The sequence below is a fragment of the Limnothrix sp. HT2024 genome (assembly GCF_059138625.1).
Genome location: NZ_CM181121.1, coordinates 117534 through 133992, shown reverse-complemented (window position 1 = coordinate 133992; position 16459 = coordinate 117534). Strand labels below are relative to the sequence as shown.

Below are 16459 nucleotides of genomic sequence, written 5' to 3'. Positions count from 1 at the left end.
TCCCCAAAATCGCGAAATTGTCTCAAAAATTCCTCTAATTTCCTCAAATGTCACCTTGTCGTTAAAAATTACTCAAAATTGCGCTAAATCATCCAAAATCACCCAAAAACCAGGGCTGAAGCGGTTCATCAATCGCCAATTATCTGCAATTCGTAGCCTGCGGAACAGCAAAAATTTTGATTTGCTTCAACATTGACGGGTCGCATATCTAGTGTTTGACTGAGAAAGGTTTTCTGTTTCACGCTAGATATTGTGGGTGTCCCATCAGCTATGGTCTCGCAACTTGAGGTTTCCACCCTATCGCGATCGTCCAACTCCCTTGCCCATGGTCTGGTGCAGGTGTTTACCGCACCCCGGCGAACGTTTCTGACAGATGTAATGGCCCAGGCCCTGCGCGTGGCCGGCCAGGGACAGTCGGTGTTAGTGGCCCAATTCCTCAAGGGCGGCATTCGTCAGGGCAGCGACCATCCGATCTCCTTGGTGCAACGGCTGGATTGGCTGCGTTGTGACCTCTCACGCAATTTGGATGAAGCCCAGCCCACACCGGAAGAAATTGCCGCCATTCAGGATCTTTGGCAACAGGTGGTCGCTCGGGTGCAATCGGGACAATACGAGCTAATTGTGTTGGATGAATTAAGCTTGGCAATTCGGCTAGGGGCGATCGACTGCAAGGAAGTGCTGGATCTGCTCGATCGCTGCCCTCAACACCTGGACGTGATTTTGACCGGGCCCGACGTACCCCAATCGCTGTTGGATGCGGCTGACCAAATCACCGAAGTGCGTCGCAGTCGTCGTTCTTGATCGTTAACGCTGGCTTGTTTGGGCTGGTCTGCTCGATCGGGATTGCGCCCTAGATTGCGTCGCCCCAGAAAGGCATCCCAGCCAGGGGTGGCAAGCTCAAGGCTGCTTTATGCTAAGGTGGCTTGCTGCCCCTACCTCACTCGCTGACGATCATGCTCAAGAACGATGCCTGGATTACCGAGATGGCCCGCCAAGGGATGATTTCCCCCTTCGAGCCAAAGCTTGTGCGGCGCATCGATCAGCAGCCCGTCATCTCCTATGGATGCAGCAGTTTTGGTTATGACATCCGCCTGTCGCCCAAGGAATTCAAAATTTTTCGCCACATTCCTGGCACAGTCGTTGATCCCAAAAACTTCAACCCCGCCAACCTGGATCCCGCCGCGCTACACCGCGATGAAAATGGTGAATTTTTCATCCTGCCGGCCCACTCCTACGGCCTCGGGGTTGCCCTAGAGCATTTGCAAATTCCCGACACCATCACCGTTCTTTGCATCGGCAAAAGCACCTACGCCCGTGTTGGGCTGATTGCCAACTTGACCCCAGCGGAGGCGGGCTGGCGCGGCCATTTGACCCTGGAAATTTCCAACGCATCGAGCGCCGATTGCCGGATCTATGCCAATGAAGGCATTGTGCAATTGCTCTTTATGGAAGGGGATCCCTGCGAAGTCAGCTATGAAACGCGCCAGGGCAAATATCAAGACCAACCCGAGTCGATCATAATTGCCCGAGTCTAATTCGCGCCCAGTCTGCCGGTTCTCCATCTTCCTTTTTTGCCCCTCATTGTCGCTTTCCCTCGAACGTCATGGATCTGTTTCGCGTTGAAGTGCTCTCCGCCATGCCCAATCCTCAGCAGTTGGTTTGGGCAGCTATGCATCAGGATTATTCAGAGAATTTTGTGGTTGATGAGCGCGATCAATTTCCCGACGAGGGCCGAGCCGGTGAATTAATTATCAAGCACCTCTTGCAGGGAAATCGAGGACATTTTGGGCCGATCGAGCATCCGCAAATTGTGTTTAATGTGGGCTTTTTTCCCCATTCAACCATGCAGCAACTGCGAACTCATCGAGTAGGAATTTCCTTCGATGTTCAATCTGGACGATATTCAGGAATGCGAATTTTGGACGTAATCGAAGGAAAACGAGCACTGGAAGAAGTTTTTTATTTGCGACCTGTTGACTATTATTCTGATCGTCAAGGGAAAAAGTATTTTTATTCGCCTGAACAACGGCAAGCGGATTTGGATTGGTGCTTAGAAGCTTGCAAGCGCTATAAGCAACGTATTGAAGAAGGCCTGTCCGAAGAGCACGCACGCGGGTTGATTCCCTTCGATGTGCGCCAGCATTTTGTGATGAGTTGCAATGCCCGATCGCTCATGCACATTCTCGACTTGCGGGCCAAAGCTGACGCACAGTTGGAAATTCAAAAGCTGTGCGATTTGTTGATGGTGCATTTCAAAAATTGGATGCCGGCCTTGGCCGATTGGTATGAAACCAATCGGTTGGGTAAGGCGCGGTTGTCGCCCTAGCGTCGAATAATCACGGTCGTGCGATCGAACCCCGGGGGCAGCCCTGGCGGCACTGGAGAACTGGGATTATTCGGCGTGGCGCTGGGGGTGTTGCTGCGGGGGCGATTGGCTCCCTCGCTGACGGTGCTGGGCGTGCCGCTGCCGGTTGCACCGCGCCCACCCAGGGGATCCGCCATCCCATCCAGGGCATCAATCACAAAGGTTTCGGAAAAACCGGTGCGGGCCGGCCGCCGGGACTCTTCAAAAAAAGAGGGCTTGGGACTGCTGCCCGAAGAGCCACTGGGGGCCGCCGGTTGGGCGATCGCCCCCATTGTCCCCAATCCCACGCCTAACAAGACTCCGATCGCCCCGCTGCCCAAACGCCATCCCCAAACCATAGCCCGCCTCATCGCGATCGCCCTCATCACTAATCAAGCTCAACAACCCAGGCAAAATTTCTCGGATTGTAGCCAAGTTATTGCCCCAGCCTGCACCCAGATCACCAGCCAACCCGATCATCATCCAGATTGAATCCGGTGAACTGCCGCGCTAGGATGCCTAAGCGGTGTCCAAAAACGCCAGCAATTTCCCTGTTGGAATTGCTAGACGAGCAAGAGCCATCAATCGTTTCCGTCGTCGCCGCCCAAACAACGTAGAAAACCGCTCCACCCGATCGGCCCCCTTTGCAACCCATGAGCCAAACCAGCAAAAAACGAGTTCTCTCCGGCGTACAACCCACCGGCAGCATCCACCTCGGTAACTATTTGGGCGCAATCCGTAATTGGGTCGTCGATCAACACCAGTACGACAACTTCTTCTGTGTGGTGGATTTGCACGCCATCACCGTGCCCCACAATCCGGCGGTGTTGGCCGCAGACAGCTTCAAGATTGCGGCCCTCTACCTGGCCTGTGGGATTGACCTCAGTTGCTCCACAATCTTCATCCAATCCCACGTGAGCGCCCACAGCGAATTGGCTTGGTTGCTGAATTGCGTCACGCCACTGAATTGGCTGGAGCGGATGATTCAGTTTAAGGAAAAAGCCCTGAAGCAAGGTGAAAACGTCAGCGTGGGTCTGCTGGACTATCCGGTGTTGATGGCGGCGGATATTTTGCTTTATGACGCGGATTTGGTGCCGGTGGGCGAAGACCAGAAGCAGCACTTGGAGTTAACCCGCGATGTGGCGATTCGGGTGAATCATCAATATGGCAGTGAGGAGCGGCCGATTCTGAAAGTGCCGGAACCCGCCATCCGCAAGGAAGGGGCCCGCGTGATGAGCCTGACGGACGGGACGAAGAAGATGTCGAAGTCGGATCCGACGGAGATGAGCCGGATTGAGCTGTTGGACAGCCCCGACACGATCGCCAAGAAAATTAAGCGCTGCAAAACTGACCCCCAGCGCGGTTTGGAGTTTAATAACCCCGATCGCCCCGAGTGTCACAACCTGTTGGGTCTCTACCAAATTCTGTCGGGCAAATCCCGCGAGGAAGTGGCGGCGGAATGTGCCGACATGGGTTGGGGACAGTTCAAACCCCTGCTGACGGAAACGACGATCGCGGCACTGGAGCCAATTCAGCAAAAATATAACGAGGTGATGGGCGATCGGGGCTATCTGGAATCTGTATTGCGGGATGGTCGCGAAAAGGCAGCCGCCGTGGCCAATGCCACCTTGCTTCGGGTAAAGGATGCCTTGGGCTATTCACGACCGCTTTAGGGCCGATTCGAGGGTTAATCCACCGTTGACGCGCGATCGTCGCGGCCCCAGGATTTGAGACCATAACCACCTGGACAATGGAGACAACAACAGCGATGAAAGCCGTGGTGTTTGGTGCAACCGGTGAAACGGGCCGGCGAATTGTGCAAGCTTTGGTCGATCGCCAAGTGCCCGTGCGGGCCGTGGTACGCGATTTGGCGACCGCTCGCGCGATTTTGCCGGATTCGGTGGAAGTGGTGCAGGGCAATTTACTCGATCGCCGCTCGATCGACTTCGCCTTAGCCGGTTGCACGGTGGTGTTGAGCGCGGCCGGAGCCAGGCCCAGCTTGGATCCAACGGGGCCCTTGCAGGTGGATTATCTGGGAACCAAGAACTTAACCGATGCGGCCAAAGCGGCAGGCATTGAGCAGTTAGTGCTGGTCTCTTCCCTTTGTGTGTCCAAGCTGCTTCATCCGCTGAATTTGTTCTGGTTGATTCTGTTTTGGAAACAACAGGGTGAGCGCTACTTGCAAAACAGCGGTCTGACTTACACGATCGTGCGGCCCGGCGGCCTGAAAAACGAAGATCGGGACACCCCTGTGGTGATGAGCACCGCCGATACGCTCTTTGAAGGCTCAATTCCCCGATCGCAGGTGGCCAAGGTTTGTGTCGAAGCCTTGTGGGAACCGGCCGCCCGCAACAAAATTGTGGAAATCGTGGCGCGGGATGATGCCCCCGTGCAGCCTTGGTCAGCCCTTTTTGCCAGCGTTTAAGCGCGGTTCGATCGATGTTTCCTAACTCATCCAATCCTAATCCCTTGGGGGGTTCTGGGCCGTCGCTGCCCGGTTCGTTGCCCGGATCCCCCACCGGAGAACCCGGCGGCGATCGCTACGGTACTGGGCTGGTGGCTCCCCAAAGTGTGGATGCGCGCACCAAAAAATTGATGCAGCGCACCTTCTTGATCTTGCTTTTGGCGGGCTTGGCGATCGGGGCAGTCATCTCCGTTGGGGTGGTGATCGCCTTCCAAAAATTTGGTCTAGTTGGCGTACCCACCCCCAGTACCCCGATCGCGCCAGGGAATTAACCTCAAACTGGCACGCAACAAGTCGTTAGGATTGGCGCACCACCGCCCCTCGCACACATAACCCCAACAAGCTGCCACTCAACAGCAGCTTCAGGGTTTCCAGCCCAAAGTAGCCCCCATGCCAAAGGGTCATGGCCGCCGGAACCGAGGGCGCAGTGCTAGCCCAAGACAGGGAAGCCCCTAGCCCCGCCATGGTTGGTGCGAGCCAATAGGTTTGCGCCAACATAATGGCCATCAGCACCGCCGCGATCGCCACCACCCACCGCTCGCTGAGGCGGCTCACTTCGTGGCGATATCCCAACGCCAGCGCACCGGCCATGACCACCCCAGCGACCAACAGCCCCACATGGTTGAAGCCATTGAGCAATAACCAGCCCACGGGCGCAAAGTCGGGACGCTCCATCATGCCGCCCATGTAGAGGGCCGGCATGGCTGCCAGGTCGATCGCCAAGGTGGCCCCAACCCACAACAAAAGGGCAATCTCAACGGTCATTTTCCAAGCCGATTGCCCCAAACCGAGAGCGCGGCTGAGACTGGCTTTAAATTCAGAACTCATGCGCGATCGCCTCCTAAATTCCAATTTCTAGCCTAGGAAACTTCCGCGATCCGTGATCGCCTTTGTTGGGTTTATTCATGATTTGCACATGAACCGTAATACCGTTGATTAACCCTAACTGCCCTAAGCAAGGGGCTTAAGCCCCTTGTCCCCCACGATCCGCTAACGGCAGATCTAGGGTTTTGGGCTAAACGACAATCAGCCCGGCCCGGCCGGTCGATCGAGGACTTGAATAGCCCAGGTGTTATTAAAGGGTTCGATCGCCTGGATTTGGTAGCGGGGATTGGTTTTGAGTCGATCGAGCCATTCTGTTTTGGGTCGATAGGCGATCGCCCGCTGGATGGTCTCGGGGAGGGGCAAATCGGGTTCCTCTAGATAAATCAGTTGAGCTTGGGGCGGCAGGCGACGGGCCAGGGTGAGCAACCGCAGGGCATTGCCGCTGATCACCACGGGGGGCTGAAGCTCGCTCACCCGCTGGGCGATCGCCGGATCGTCGTAACTGCTGTATTTGTTCCACCAGGTGGGAGCCATCACGCCTTGGCTGCTGGACCACAGCCCCACCACCCACAACAGGGCGATCGCCCCCGCAACCCAAGGCCGCCGCCGCTGGTTAGCCCAAGCCTCGCTGAGACCAAAGGCCAGCAACCAAGTGAGGGCCAAGTAGGCCGGGAGGAAATAGCGGGCAATGGTCGATCGCTGGCCCCCATCCACCGCATCCAACAGGGCAAAGGGCAGGGCGATCGCGCCGGTCAACAGGGGAAACAGCCAAATGTCCGGCGACGCAACCCGCAGCAACCGCCGAATGCTGAGCGCAACCAGCGCCAGCAACAACCCGATCGGGAGCCAATGCCAGGACAGGGCGATCGGGTCGGTTTCTTGGGTGATGTCAAACAGGGGCCGATCAAAACAGGCTTGCCAATCCAGGGCGATCGCGCTGAAATTTAGGCCCCAACGCTGCACCAAGGTTCCCCAAGTCAGCTCCCGATCGATCCAACCCATGGGTTTTCGATAGGTCAGCCAACAAACTAGCCAGGGACTAAACAGCACCAACGCCCCCAGCAGGGAACCACCCCAGGCCAACAGGTTATGGCGCAAGGCATTCCAACCCCGGTGCGATCGCTCCAGCCACCCCCGCAGGGCCACGTAGGCTCCTTGGGCAGCAATTCCGAGGGCCAAGGGTAAATGGCCGTAGAAGTTTAAGGCCACCAACAATCCGTAGGTCATCCAGGCCGATCGGGTGGGTTTGCCCAAGCGATCGAGCTGCAGAGCGCGCAACAGGGCCCAACTGGCCAACAAAAACAACACCACCGCCAAACTGTAGCCCCGAGCTTCGCGGGCATAGACCACTTGGATCGGGGAAACGGCCATTAACCCGATCACCAAACCAATGACCGATCGCGCCCTGGGCCAATCGACTAACCAAGCCTGTCCAAACAGAACCAAAGCCGGAAACACCAGCAGACTCACCAGGGCAGAAAAGGCCCGAATCGCCGTTACCGAGTCCCCCGCCAAATGAGTCCAGCCCCGCAGCAACAGGTAATAGAGCGGCACTTGGTCGGGGGTTTCGGTGGCCAAGCTGTGGAGCGTCGCGAGCCAAGGCCGATCGCCCGATCGCTGCAAGGGAGCCAAATCAGCGGGGAAAACGGGCCGCCCCTGGGGCTGGAAAAAGTCCTCCACTTGCTCCTTGGTGTAGCCAGCAATGCGCACGGAGGTGATGGTTTCGTCGTACCAATAAACAGCACGATCGAGGGCCGAAAACCGCAACAGCACCGCCACCACCAGGACAAACCCAATCACCCAACCCGCTCGGCCTGGCCCAGATCCGCCATGCCAAAAACCGCCTAAATCCCAAAATCGGTCCGATCGCTTCGGGGGGTTGTTCATGGCTTCACGTCCCGATCGCGGGCAATCTCAGCGGCGGCATTTGGCCAATGATCTGGCAAATGATCTAAATCATCGGGGATATCATCCGCTGGCAATCTCAACGCATCCTCTGGGTCATCATCCATGAACCGATCCTCCTCAACGGCCGACCAATCGGCCGGGGGCCAATGGAGCGCCAAATAGGGCACATCCCAGGAATCTTGGCGCGATCGCCCAGCAGCAAAGTTGCGCCCCGTCTCCGCACCGGGGTAGGGCAAATGACCCACCGGGGCCGACAGGTCAAAAATGAGGGAATCGTAGGGAATTAGTTCCACTTCCCGATCGGGCGCAGTGCCCCGAAACCGTTGCCACCAAAGGGCCAGTCGTTGCCAATCGTCCTGAGCGGCTGCATCGGGGTCAAATAGGGTCACCTGCCAGCCCACATAGTCCGCCAATTGCTGATAAACCTCTGGATCCCACTCTCCCGGCTGCCCGCCCAATTCCGTCCACAGGGCCGCTTGGATGCTCCAGCCAAATTGCCCGCGACTGTAGGTCACCCACAGCTCATCAATTTGTTGCAATTCCGCCGTGGGTAATTCTAAAAACGAGCACTGGGCGGCAAAGTAACGCACCAGCCGATCGGTTTCCCGATCGGCCGATCGCCAATCCCCCGCTTTCAGGGCTTCAAACAAATCCCGATACAAATCCTGGCGCGCAAACCCGCCCCTTGCTTCCGCACAAACCCGATGGGCTTCTCCTCGGCGGGCAATGTCTTCGTAAATGAGCAGGCCATCCCGTTCAACCTTGTGGATCCAGTCCTCACAGCCCGTTAGCTCCGGTGCAAAGGCATGGCCACAAAATTTACAAGCCTGGTGATCTAGGGGCGCACCACAATTGGGGCAATGTTCCAAGGAGGCATCCAGGGCCAAGGCTCCACAACTGCCACAGGGGCGCGGGGCTAATTGCACCTGGGCCAAACAGTCTTCATGAAAAAAACGCTGCAACTGGGGTAAATAGACCACCGCTGAGGGAGCGATCGGCTGCTGACAAACCGCACAGGGCAATCCTAAATAGTCGATCGCCCCGCAATGGGGACAGGCCGCCGCCCCCAAGGGCACCGCTCCGCCACAGTCCAGGCAGGTGGATAACTCAGCCATGCATTCTCCTGCGTTGCTCAACCCTGGGCGATCGCTCCAGTTATGCAAGATTTTGCAACCATCGGGGGCGATCGGCGTTTGTCTGTGGGCTATTTTGCCTGATTTTCTGGTTCTCATTTCCTAGCGCTCAGCGGCTGATGAACCCTTCAGGTCATTGCCTGAGCTGCTGAGATTAATCAACCGTTGGGATCACGGGTTGATGGCAGCCCCATTCAGGATCAATGCAGCACCAACTCAGTACCAATCCAGTTCAGTATCAATCCAGTGCCAAAGGTTGAAGGGTTGCAGCCGAGATCACTCGCTTCGGCGGTCGGGGTTGCGGTGTAGTATGTTCGTTGCGACATCCGGCCCGTTTCGGGGGTCGTTGGTTCAGCCGATCGGCGACGCGCAATCCTGAGGCCTATGCAACGCCAAAAATTTACCCTTGGTTTCATTGTGGTGCTGACGATCGCGGCGATCGCCGTGATTGTTAACCTGCCCGTGCAGTTGGGGCTTGACCTACGCGGTGGTTCCCAACTGACACTCCAGGTCATGACCACGCCGGAAATTCCCCAGGTCACGCCCGAAGATCTCTCGGCCGTCCGCAAAGTTATTGATAACCGGATTAATGAGTTGGGGGTTTCCGAAGCCCTGGTGCAAACATCCGGCAGCGATAAGCTAGTGGTGCAACTGCCGGGGGTCAGCGACCCGGAACAGGCGGAGCGGGTTTTGGGCAACACAGCGCGGCTGGAGTTTCGGGAGCAAAAACCGGGAACCGAGGCCCAATACCAAGCGGAACGGCAAGTTTACGACGAGCTGAAGGCAAAACGGGCCGCGCTGATTCAGGCAGGAGACAAGGCCGCGATCGACGAAAATCAGCGGGCGATCGAACGCAGCCAGGAAGCCATTAGCCAACTGTTTGAAAAAGCAGTGCTCACGGGCCAAGACCTCCGAGAAGCAGGAGCCGCCCCGGATGGTGGCTTGGGTAACTCTTGGGTGGTGATTATTCGCTTTTCGGCCGATGCAGCCGATCGCTATGCGGAGCTGACCAAAAAACTGGCCGGTACGGGCCGCGGCTTGGGTATTTTTCTCGATCGGGATCTGTTAACCGCGCCCGTGGTGGGGCCGGAATATGCCCAATTGGGAATTACGGGCGGCAGCACCGAAATTCGCGGTAACTTCACCGCTGACTCTTCCCAAGAATTGGTGATTCAACTGAAGGGTGGAGCCTTGCCCCTGCCCGTGAAACTGGTGGAAACCCGCACCGTAGGCGCAACCCTGGGTCGCGACAGTGTGGAAAGCAGCATTGCGGCCGGTGTGGGTGGCTTGGTGTTGGTGCTGATCTTCATGGCCATCTACTATCGCCTGCCCGGTGTGGTGGCGGACTTGGCCTTGATGATCTACGCCCTGTTGAACTTTGCGGTATTTGCTTTGGTGCCCGTCACCCTCTCGTTACCAGGGATTGCGGGTTTCATTCTCAGCATCGGGATGGCGGTGGATGCCAATGTGCTGATCTTTGAGCGGACGCGCGAGGAATTGCAAGCGGGCAAGAGTCTTTATCGATCGGTTGAATCGGGCTTCTATCGGGCGTTTTCCAGCATTTTGGATGGTAACGTCACCACCCTGATTGCCTGTGTGGTGCTGTTTTGGTTGGGCACAGGCCTGGTGAAGGGGTTTGCCCTCACCCTGGCGATCGGGGTGTTGTTGAGCATGTTCACCGCCCTCACCTGTAGCCGTACCCTGTTGTTTGTGGCTCTCAGTGTTCCCTCCCTGCGCCGTCCTGAGTGGTATTGCCCCGGTTTAAAGGCCAATCTGAAAACGGCTGGCTCGGGCAACTAGCGCCCCCCTTCGCCCCATTCCACCTGCTCTCCTGGATCAGCAAGCGCGATGAACCTGAAGATTATTGAAAAAAGTCGGTTGTGGTGGTCGCTGTCTCTGGCTCTGACCGTTGCCGGGGCGATCGCCGTGATTGGTTGCATGGTCACCTTTGGCACGCCCCTGAAGTTGGGACTGGACTTTGTGGGGGGAACTCGCCTGCAACTGCAATTGGACTGCCCAGCCACCGGGGCCCAACCCCAATGCCAAAAACCTGTAGAGCTGGCCGATGTGCGGGCCGTTTTGAATGCACAGGACTTGAGCGGAGCGGCTGTCCAGTTGTTGGATGTGGACTCCAAGGCCCAAGACCGACACATCATCGCCATTCGATCGCAGGATTTATCGGCCGAAAAGCGCAGCGCCTTGGTGACCGCCCTAGAAGCCAAATTGGGCAAGTTTGATGCTCAGGGAACGCTGATTGATACGGTGGGGCCCGTATTGGGCCAACAGGTGCTCACCTCCGGCGTGACGGCGGTGTTGCTGTCCCTGTTGGGCATTGTGATCTATCTGCGATTTCGCTTCCAGTGGGACTACGCTATTTTTGCGGTGGTGGCCCTGATTCACGACGTACTGATTACGGTCGGGGCATTTGCGGCCATGGGCTGGTTTGGCGGCACGGAAATTGACACGCTGTTTATTGTGGCCCTGCTGACGATCATTGGCTTTTCCGTGAATGACACTGTGGTGATTTACGATCGGGTGCGGGAAAACATTGCCCAAAATCCCACCGCCCCGATCGATACAGTAGTGAACGAGGCGGTGAATCAAACCCTGACCCGATCGCTCAACACCACCGCCAGCACCTTGCTTTCGGTTGTGGCAATTTTCCTGTTTGGGGGTTCCACCCTGCGGGACTTTTCGCTAGCCCTGATCATTGGGTTCATCTCTGGGGCCTACTCCAGTATTTTCATCGCCAGTACCCTCCTGGCCTGGTGGCGATCGCGCCCGGGCTATGTGCCTCCCAAACCCGCTACGGAAACCGAAACCAAGCTCCAAGACTCTATTTAGCCATCCCCTTCTTTGCTGAATCGGTTGGCTGAGCTGGTTTACCGAACGGGTCTACTGAACAGGTTTGCTGGGTTCATGCAACTTTGCCGTTGCTGAGCGTCTTGATGCAAGTTTCTTGCTCGACCCCAGAGACCTCCCCATCGGCCGTTTGTCTCTTTCTCTTCGCCCCTTGCCCAAGCGTGCCTGCTCCTTCTTCCTCTCGCTTGCCCAGTCGATCGCGCTGGTTGCTGCTCGTCCTCTGTTGGGGCACGATCGGCCTAGCTAGTCTCTGGGCAATGCGCGAAGAGTTTGACCTTTGGCGCACCTATTTCACCTGGGCAGCGGTGCGCTATGCCATTTTTTTCAACCGTTGGCCGGTTTTTGGCCTGTCCCTTTGCCTGGGGTTGACTGTCACCACGCTGATCGATTACGGCCGCCATTATTTCTGTGGTCAGCAGCCCGATCACCCGCGTAAACCCTAAATAGGTCACAGGTGTAAGCACTTTAACGCCCCCCAGACCTAGGCATTTTCAAAACCGCGATCGCAAGTTGACTGTCGAGAAAAGTTGATAATAATAAAGAGTGAATTGCAGTGAGCGATCGCTCCTCTTGCTAATCGGGTTTAAGCAATTAGGCCAACGGCTCGATCGCCCCAATGGTTACTGATGCCGTTTACCAAGGAACTACGCCATGTCCGTTGAAATCATAGAAAAGAAGTCAGCCGCCACCATCCGTAAGCCAGCACCTCGCTACAAAGTGTTGCTGCATAACGATGACTTTAATTCCATGGAATACGTGGTGGAAACGCTGTTACAAACCGTTAGCAGCCTCACCCAACCCCAAGCAGTCAATATTATGATGGAAGCCCATTTTAACGGCTTGGCTTTGGTGATTACCTGTGCCCAGGAACATGCGGAATTTTATTGCGAAACCCTCAAAAATAAAGGGCTAACCAGCACGATCGAGCCAGACGAATAGGAACCAATTCATCAGTTGTTTTGAGCGATTCTAAGGAACCAAAGACAAGGGGCTTAAGCCCCTTGCTCCCACCACTACTGGTGCTTTGCCACGAATGGTACTTTGCCAATACCCCAAGTTTCTGAGCGATTCTACGAACGCTAAAGACAAGGGGCTTAAGCCCCTTGCCCCCACCACTACTGGTGCTTGGGAAGTACTCCAAGTTAAGTGCCCCAAGTTACTGCTCAGAGGATGTCTGAAAAGCCAAAATTGCTACTCTGTCCGCTCCAGTGATCGACGTAGACAAGGGGCTTAAGCCCCTTGCCCCCACCACTAATGGTGCTTGAGAAGTACCCCAAGTTAAGTGCCCCAAGTTACTGCTCAGACATCTTCTCGATCAGTTAGTGTCAGTTAGTGGTTGGTTGCCCTATAAAGCAGACGGCTTGTACCCCAGCTTTTGGTAAACCGGTAGGGTGAAATGGAAACAACTCCCGCCGCCCGGCCGCTCATCAACCCAAATTTGTCCATAGTGGGCCCTGATGGCCCGCTGACAGGCGGCTAGCCCAATGCCATATCCTTCTGAGCGTTGATCCCGTTGCAGTCGGAATCGCTCCTTAAAGATGGAGCTACGTTGACTGTCGGGAATGCCGGGGCCGCTGTCGCAAATGCTGACCTGCACATTTTGGGTGGTGCGGTGCAAAGCGGCCACATGGATTGTGCCCCCGTCCGGTGTATATTTCACGGCATTGTCCAGCAGGTTGGAAATCACTTGCCGAATCCGATCGGGGTCGGCATAAACCACCGGTAAATCTTGGGGAATATCCGTTTCTAGGGTCTGGTGCTTCAGGTGAATTCGGCTGCTGAAGGTGTCGATCACCGCGTAACAAAGAGCCTTCAGGTCAACGGCTTGAGGTTGCAAATCGGCCTCTTGCCCCTCCCCTTGGGACACTTCCAACAGGTTGGCAATCAAGCGATCGATCGCCCGAATTTGCGATCGCGCCTGCATCAACAGTCGCTCCCGCAGACTGTCGGTCATCTGGGCCGCCTGAATGGTGTTGGGTCGATAGCTGGCCTCCAGGGTCTCGATCGCCATCGAAGCCGCCGCCAAGGGGTTTCGCAAATCGTGGGCCACAATCTCGATCGCCCGATCCTTAAACCGCAACAGTTCCCTTAATTCCGCCTTTTCCCGCCCTAACCGAAATACCTCATCGGACAGACGAATCACCTCCGCCGCCGTTGCCAACGACGAGGGCGAACCATCCGCCGGCATCATTTCCATCGGCTGGTTGTTCTCTGGCGAGTCCAAACTGTCGTGAATTGCCTCCTGCCACCGCTCCCACCAAGCGTCCAATTGCTGGGCCAAGTCCATCCCCGTCAGGGTTTGGCGAGGGTGGGGATGCACCTTCACCAGCGCGGGCGTGGCAATCAGCCGGAAATGTTCAGCCACGTAGGGCTGCTCGGCCACGTCCACAATGTCGAAGGCAAAGGGGTAACGGGCTTTTAAGGCCTGTAATCGACCCTGAATTAGGCTTGCTTGCTCCCAGGAACTGGAGCGGTGATCCACAAACAGAAGCAGTTGCAAGGGCGCGCGTGAGGCAGGGAAAGGATCGGGCGAAACCGACATAAGCGATGAACCATAAGATCAATAAGTTATGGATCGAGGCGGGCCTGCACCGTGACCATCCACCCGCATTCCAACCAAAAAGGCGCAAACTCTTTACAATCAACATCCAGTAAAGAACACCAAGCAAAATCAAGTCGCAAGCCAGTTGCAATCAAACTACACGCAAAGGCCCGTCACGGGCAGTGGGGGATGATGGAGCTGGCAGTGGTTGCCTCTGTCGATATCAATACCGTAGAAATGCCGTCGCTGGATCAAGGGTGGGGTTGGAAATGGGGCCGCAGGCTAAAAGTCGCCAGTCGGTTGAGTTCAGGCTAAGTTGAGCTTGAATGGGTGTTGATTTCTCCAGCCTATCGCTTTTTTCAGCGGGAGCTGCCAATTACGGTAAATCGGGAGGGGTGGAAGCGGCAATTCGATCGAGCGCCGAGCGGGCCGCCTTCGTCACGATCCCGGTTACAACTAGGGTGGCGATCAAACCCAAAACAAAGAGCAACCACTCGATCGGGCTTTTGGCTCGCTCTCCATACCCCGCAAACAGACTGGCCAAGTCCCGAAAAGAAGCCCCGATATAGACATAGGCAACCGTTCCCGGCAACATCCCGATCGAAGCCAACAGGTAGTCTCGAATCGAAACCTTCGTTAGCCCCAACATATAGTTCAAGGCATTAAAGGGAAACAGCGGCGACAAGCGCATCAGCAACACAATCTTGAGGCCATCTTCTGCAATGGCGCGATCGATCGCCTGAAATTGTCGATTTCCAGCAATCCAGCGCTGTTCCACCCAATCCCGAATGCCATAGCGCCCCACCAGGAAAGCCGCCAGCGACCCCAGCGTGGCCGCCCAGAAAACAATCACCGATCCCCAACCCACCCCAAACAGCACCCCGGCCCCTAAGGTCAACAGCGATCCGGGAACCAGCGCCACCGTGGCAACCACATACACAACCATGAAAGCGACACCGCTCCAGGGCCCCAGATGCATAATTTCCGATAAAACCCACTCCAAGAACGCCTGCACGCTAACCAGCCTCCCTCAGCCCCAAATTGGTGAATTTCAAGGAATCCCTCGTTTTAGCCCCTCAAGGCTCTCCGTTTATAACAATCCGCATCTATAAATCTGCTTCTGCCAACTATCAAGCCATCGAAAATTTCTGGAAAATCTTACTTGAAATTTAGCTTGATCTTTGCTCGATCGCTACTCGATAAATACTGAATCTATATTCCCTTCCCCATGGACAGTTGAATAGCCTCAATCGAGATTTTTCCCGATGAAGACTCCGACGATGGCAGTAAAATGGTTCAATATTACTATTGCCACAAAACTGCTGAAGCAAAAGCTGCAACTAAAACGGTAACCAAATCCCACTAACCTTTAATTTGACTTTAGAGTCTTTTCAGAATCACTTCGTGAATGTCCTATGGATCGGCCGTCCCACACTCCAATTCCGCTGCCTTCACACATTCACTATGAACTACTTCTTCAGTTGCTGGAACGAGAAACCAGTGGCATTCTCAAACGAGGCACCGAGGAACACCGACAGCTCCAAGAATTGGTGGCCACCCTGCGCCGGGCACTCGCCGTTCAAAAACAGTTGGAAGCCAGTTGCCAAAATAAACAGCTCCCGATCGAATATCACTGGTCGTTGAATCTTCCGGCCGTTGGCCCTCTGAGCAACGCTGCCAAAGGCGAAGAATAATCCAGAATCAACCATCGATCAGGAATGATCGATTGATCACAATCATCAATCAATTTCACTGATCAATCATTGATCAATTTCTCATTTTGTATTGATCATTTTTAATGATTGGCGGCTTGACTATAACTACCAAATTAGTAATCTTAAATAGCTCAAGAAATTTTGATAATCTTTGAATAATCCCAAATTCAACTCATTATTGATTCTTTTACTCCATTTGAATATTTTCCTAAAAAGACTGTCACAATTAATCAACAAAATAATTCAGTTACTAATTTTAGCTCATTGAAAATTTGCAACCCCCAAATCTATTTGATTCAGAAATCCAAGGCTAGTGAATTAATTTAAATTCGTTAAATTAGCCAAAATAGATCAACATGAATTAATCAAGATTAATTGATCACCGAAATCTCTGGCTTTTACTCAATTTTTCGACAGCTCAATTGGTCTTTCATGCCGTACTCAGTCCCCAATCCTCCGAAGAAGGATGCCACAGGACACAGGCGATCGCCCGAAGTGTTTGGGATAGCTCGTTTTGTGGCCAATGTTGATCGCCCATCAGCGATCGCTAATTCTTAAGGATTGACCCAAGCCAGTCCGATCGAATCGACCCCACTTTAGAGAGGCTTGTGCCAGTTAGCAGCAGATTGATTTTGGTTTTGTCTACATTTTTATCTGAATCCTAAT

At 55.0% G+C, this 16459-nt stretch carries 19 protein-coding genes; 13 read left to right on the top strand and 6 right to left on the bottom strand.

Translation table 11 applies throughout. The annotated features are described in order from the left end of the window. Nucleotides 1-270: 270 nt before the first annotated feature. The 3 genes from AC2IAX_RS00565 (at nucleotide 271) to thyX (ending at nucleotide 2326) form a co-directional block, all read left to right on the top strand. A complete protein-coding gene (locus tag AC2IAX_RS00565; protein WP_494388866.1) occupies nucleotides 271-801 on the top strand; it encodes a cob(I)yrinic acid a,c-diamide adenosyltransferase in 531 nt (176 codons plus the stop codon). Between the two features lie 152 nt (nucleotides 802-953). Beyond that, entirely contained in the window at nucleotides 954-1535 is a 582-nt protein-coding gene (gene dcd / locus AC2IAX_RS00560; RefSeq protein WP_494388865.1) for a dCTP deaminase, read from the top strand. Nucleotides 1536-1603: 68 nt separating this feature from the next. Further along, nucleotides 1604-2326 (top strand): FAD-dependent thymidylate synthase, encoded by a 723-nt coding sequence (gene thyX, locus AC2IAX_RS00555; RefSeq protein ID WP_494388864.1) that lies wholly within the window; start codon nucleotides 1604-1606, stop codon nucleotides 2324-2326. Here thyX and AC2IAX_RS00550 read toward each other — a convergent pair. Further along, nucleotides 2323-2703 carry a hypothetical protein gene (locus AC2IAX_RS00550; RefSeq protein ID WP_494388863.1) on the bottom strand — a complete coding sequence of 127 codons (381 nt, stop codon included), beginning with the start codon at nucleotides 2701-2703 and terminating at the stop codon, nucleotides 2323-2325. The genes thyX and AC2IAX_RS00550 overlap by 4 nt on opposite strands. A gap of 294 nt (nucleotides 2704-2997) precedes the next feature. Here AC2IAX_RS00550 and trpS point away from each other — a divergent pair, with 294 nt between their 5' ends. From trpS to AC2IAX_RS00535, 3 genes are all read left to right on the top strand, one after another. Further along, on the top strand, nucleotides 2998-4017 hold the full coding sequence (gene trpS / locus AC2IAX_RS00545; RefSeq protein WP_099533599.1) for a tryptophan--tRNA ligase: 1020 nt from the start codon (nucleotides 2998-3000) through the stop codon (nucleotides 4015-4017). Between the two features lie 95 nt (nucleotides 4018-4112). Continuing rightward, nucleotides 4113-4769, top strand: coding sequence for an SDR family oxidoreductase (locus AC2IAX_RS00540; RefSeq protein ID WP_494390446.1), 657 nt, complete (start codon nucleotides 4113-4115; stop codon nucleotides 4767-4769). 14 nt (nucleotides 4770-4783) lie between these two features. Further along, nucleotides 4784-5080, top strand: a complete 297-nt coding sequence (locus AC2IAX_RS00535; protein ID WP_494388862.1) for a hypothetical protein — start codon at nucleotides 4784-4786, stop codon at nucleotides 5078-5080. A gap of 25 nt (nucleotides 5081-5105) precedes the next feature. Here the strand turns inward: AC2IAX_RS00535 and AC2IAX_RS00530 are convergent, their stop codons facing one another. The 3 genes from AC2IAX_RS00530 to AC2IAX_RS00520 all read right to left on the bottom strand — a co-directional run bounded on the left by AC2IAX_RS00530 (nucleotide 5106) and on the right by AC2IAX_RS00520 (nucleotide 8656). After that, a complete protein-coding gene (locus AC2IAX_RS00530) occupies nucleotides 5106-5636 on the bottom strand; it encodes a hypothetical protein (protein ID WP_494388861.1) in 531 nt (176 codons plus the stop codon). A 198-nt stretch (nucleotides 5637-5834) separates the two neighbouring features. Beyond that, nucleotides 5835-7433, bottom strand: a complete 1599-nt coding sequence (locus AC2IAX_RS00525) for a glycosyltransferase family 39 protein (protein WP_494388860.1) — start codon at nucleotides 7431-7433, stop codon at nucleotides 5835-5837. Nucleotides 7434-7516: 83 nt separating this feature from the next. After that, complete coding sequence (locus AC2IAX_RS00520; RefSeq protein WP_494388859.1) at nucleotides 7517-8656, bottom strand: GUN4 domain-containing protein; 1140 nt, start codon at nucleotides 8654-8656, stop codon at nucleotides 7517-7519. Between AC2IAX_RS00520 and AC2IAX_RS00515 the strand changes: the two genes are divergently transcribed. From AC2IAX_RS00515 to clpS, 5 genes are all read left to right on the top strand, one after another. Next, nucleotides 8655-8780, top strand: a complete 126-nt coding sequence (locus AC2IAX_RS00515; protein WP_494388858.1) for a hypothetical protein — start codon at nucleotides 8655-8657, stop codon at nucleotides 8778-8780. The two genes, AC2IAX_RS00520 and AC2IAX_RS00515, sit on opposite strands and share 2 nt — an antisense overlap. A gap of 278 nt (nucleotides 8781-9058) precedes the next feature. Next, nucleotides 9059-10474, top strand: coding sequence for a protein translocase subunit SecD (gene secD / locus AC2IAX_RS00510; protein WP_494388857.1), 1416 nt, complete (start codon nucleotides 9059-9061; stop codon nucleotides 10472-10474). 48 nt (nucleotides 10475-10522) lie between these two features. Continuing rightward, entirely contained in the window at nucleotides 10523-11518 is a 996-nt protein-coding gene (gene secF, locus AC2IAX_RS00505; RefSeq protein ID WP_494388856.1) for a protein translocase subunit SecF, read from the top strand. Between the two features lie 179 nt (nucleotides 11519-11697). Continuing rightward, nucleotides 11698-11979 carry a hypothetical protein gene (locus AC2IAX_RS00500; protein ID WP_494388855.1) on the top strand — a complete coding sequence of 94 codons (282 nt, stop codon included), beginning with the start codon at nucleotides 11698-11700 and terminating at the stop codon, nucleotides 11977-11979. A 208-nt stretch (nucleotides 11980-12187) separates the two neighbouring features. Continuing rightward, complete coding sequence (gene clpS, locus AC2IAX_RS00495) at nucleotides 12188-12475, top strand: ATP-dependent Clp protease adapter ClpS (protein ID WP_099533615.1); 288 nt, start codon at nucleotides 12188-12190, stop codon at nucleotides 12473-12475. Between the two features lie 406 nt (nucleotides 12476-12881). On the opposite strand, the gene AC2IAX_RS00490 is transcribed toward clpS, so the two are convergent. Further along, nucleotides 12882-14078, bottom strand: coding sequence for a histidine kinase (locus AC2IAX_RS00490; RefSeq protein ID WP_494388854.1), 1197 nt, complete (start codon nucleotides 14076-14078; stop codon nucleotides 12882-12884). 51 nt (nucleotides 14079-14129) lie between these two features. Here AC2IAX_RS00490 and AC2IAX_RS00485 point away from each other — a divergent pair, with 51 nt between their 5' ends. Then, nucleotides 14130-14393, top strand: a complete 264-nt coding sequence (locus AC2IAX_RS00485; RefSeq protein WP_494388853.1) for a hypothetical protein — start codon at nucleotides 14130-14132, stop codon at nucleotides 14391-14393. Between the two features lie 61 nt (nucleotides 14394-14454). On the opposite strand, the gene AC2IAX_RS00480 is transcribed toward AC2IAX_RS00485, so the two are convergent. Then, nucleotides 14455-15024 (bottom strand): TVP38/TMEM64 family protein, encoded by a 570-nt coding sequence (locus AC2IAX_RS00480; protein ID WP_494388852.1) that lies wholly within the window; start codon nucleotides 15022-15024, stop codon nucleotides 14455-14457. 469 nt (nucleotides 15025-15493) lie between these two features. Here AC2IAX_RS00480 and AC2IAX_RS00475 point away from each other — a divergent pair, with 469 nt between their 5' ends. Next, nucleotides 15494-15772 carry a DUF5340 family protein gene (locus AC2IAX_RS00475; protein WP_494388851.1) on the top strand — a complete coding sequence of 93 codons (279 nt, stop codon included), beginning with the start codon at nucleotides 15494-15496 and terminating at the stop codon, nucleotides 15770-15772. The last annotated feature ends 687 nt before the right edge of the window (nucleotides 15773-16459 follow it).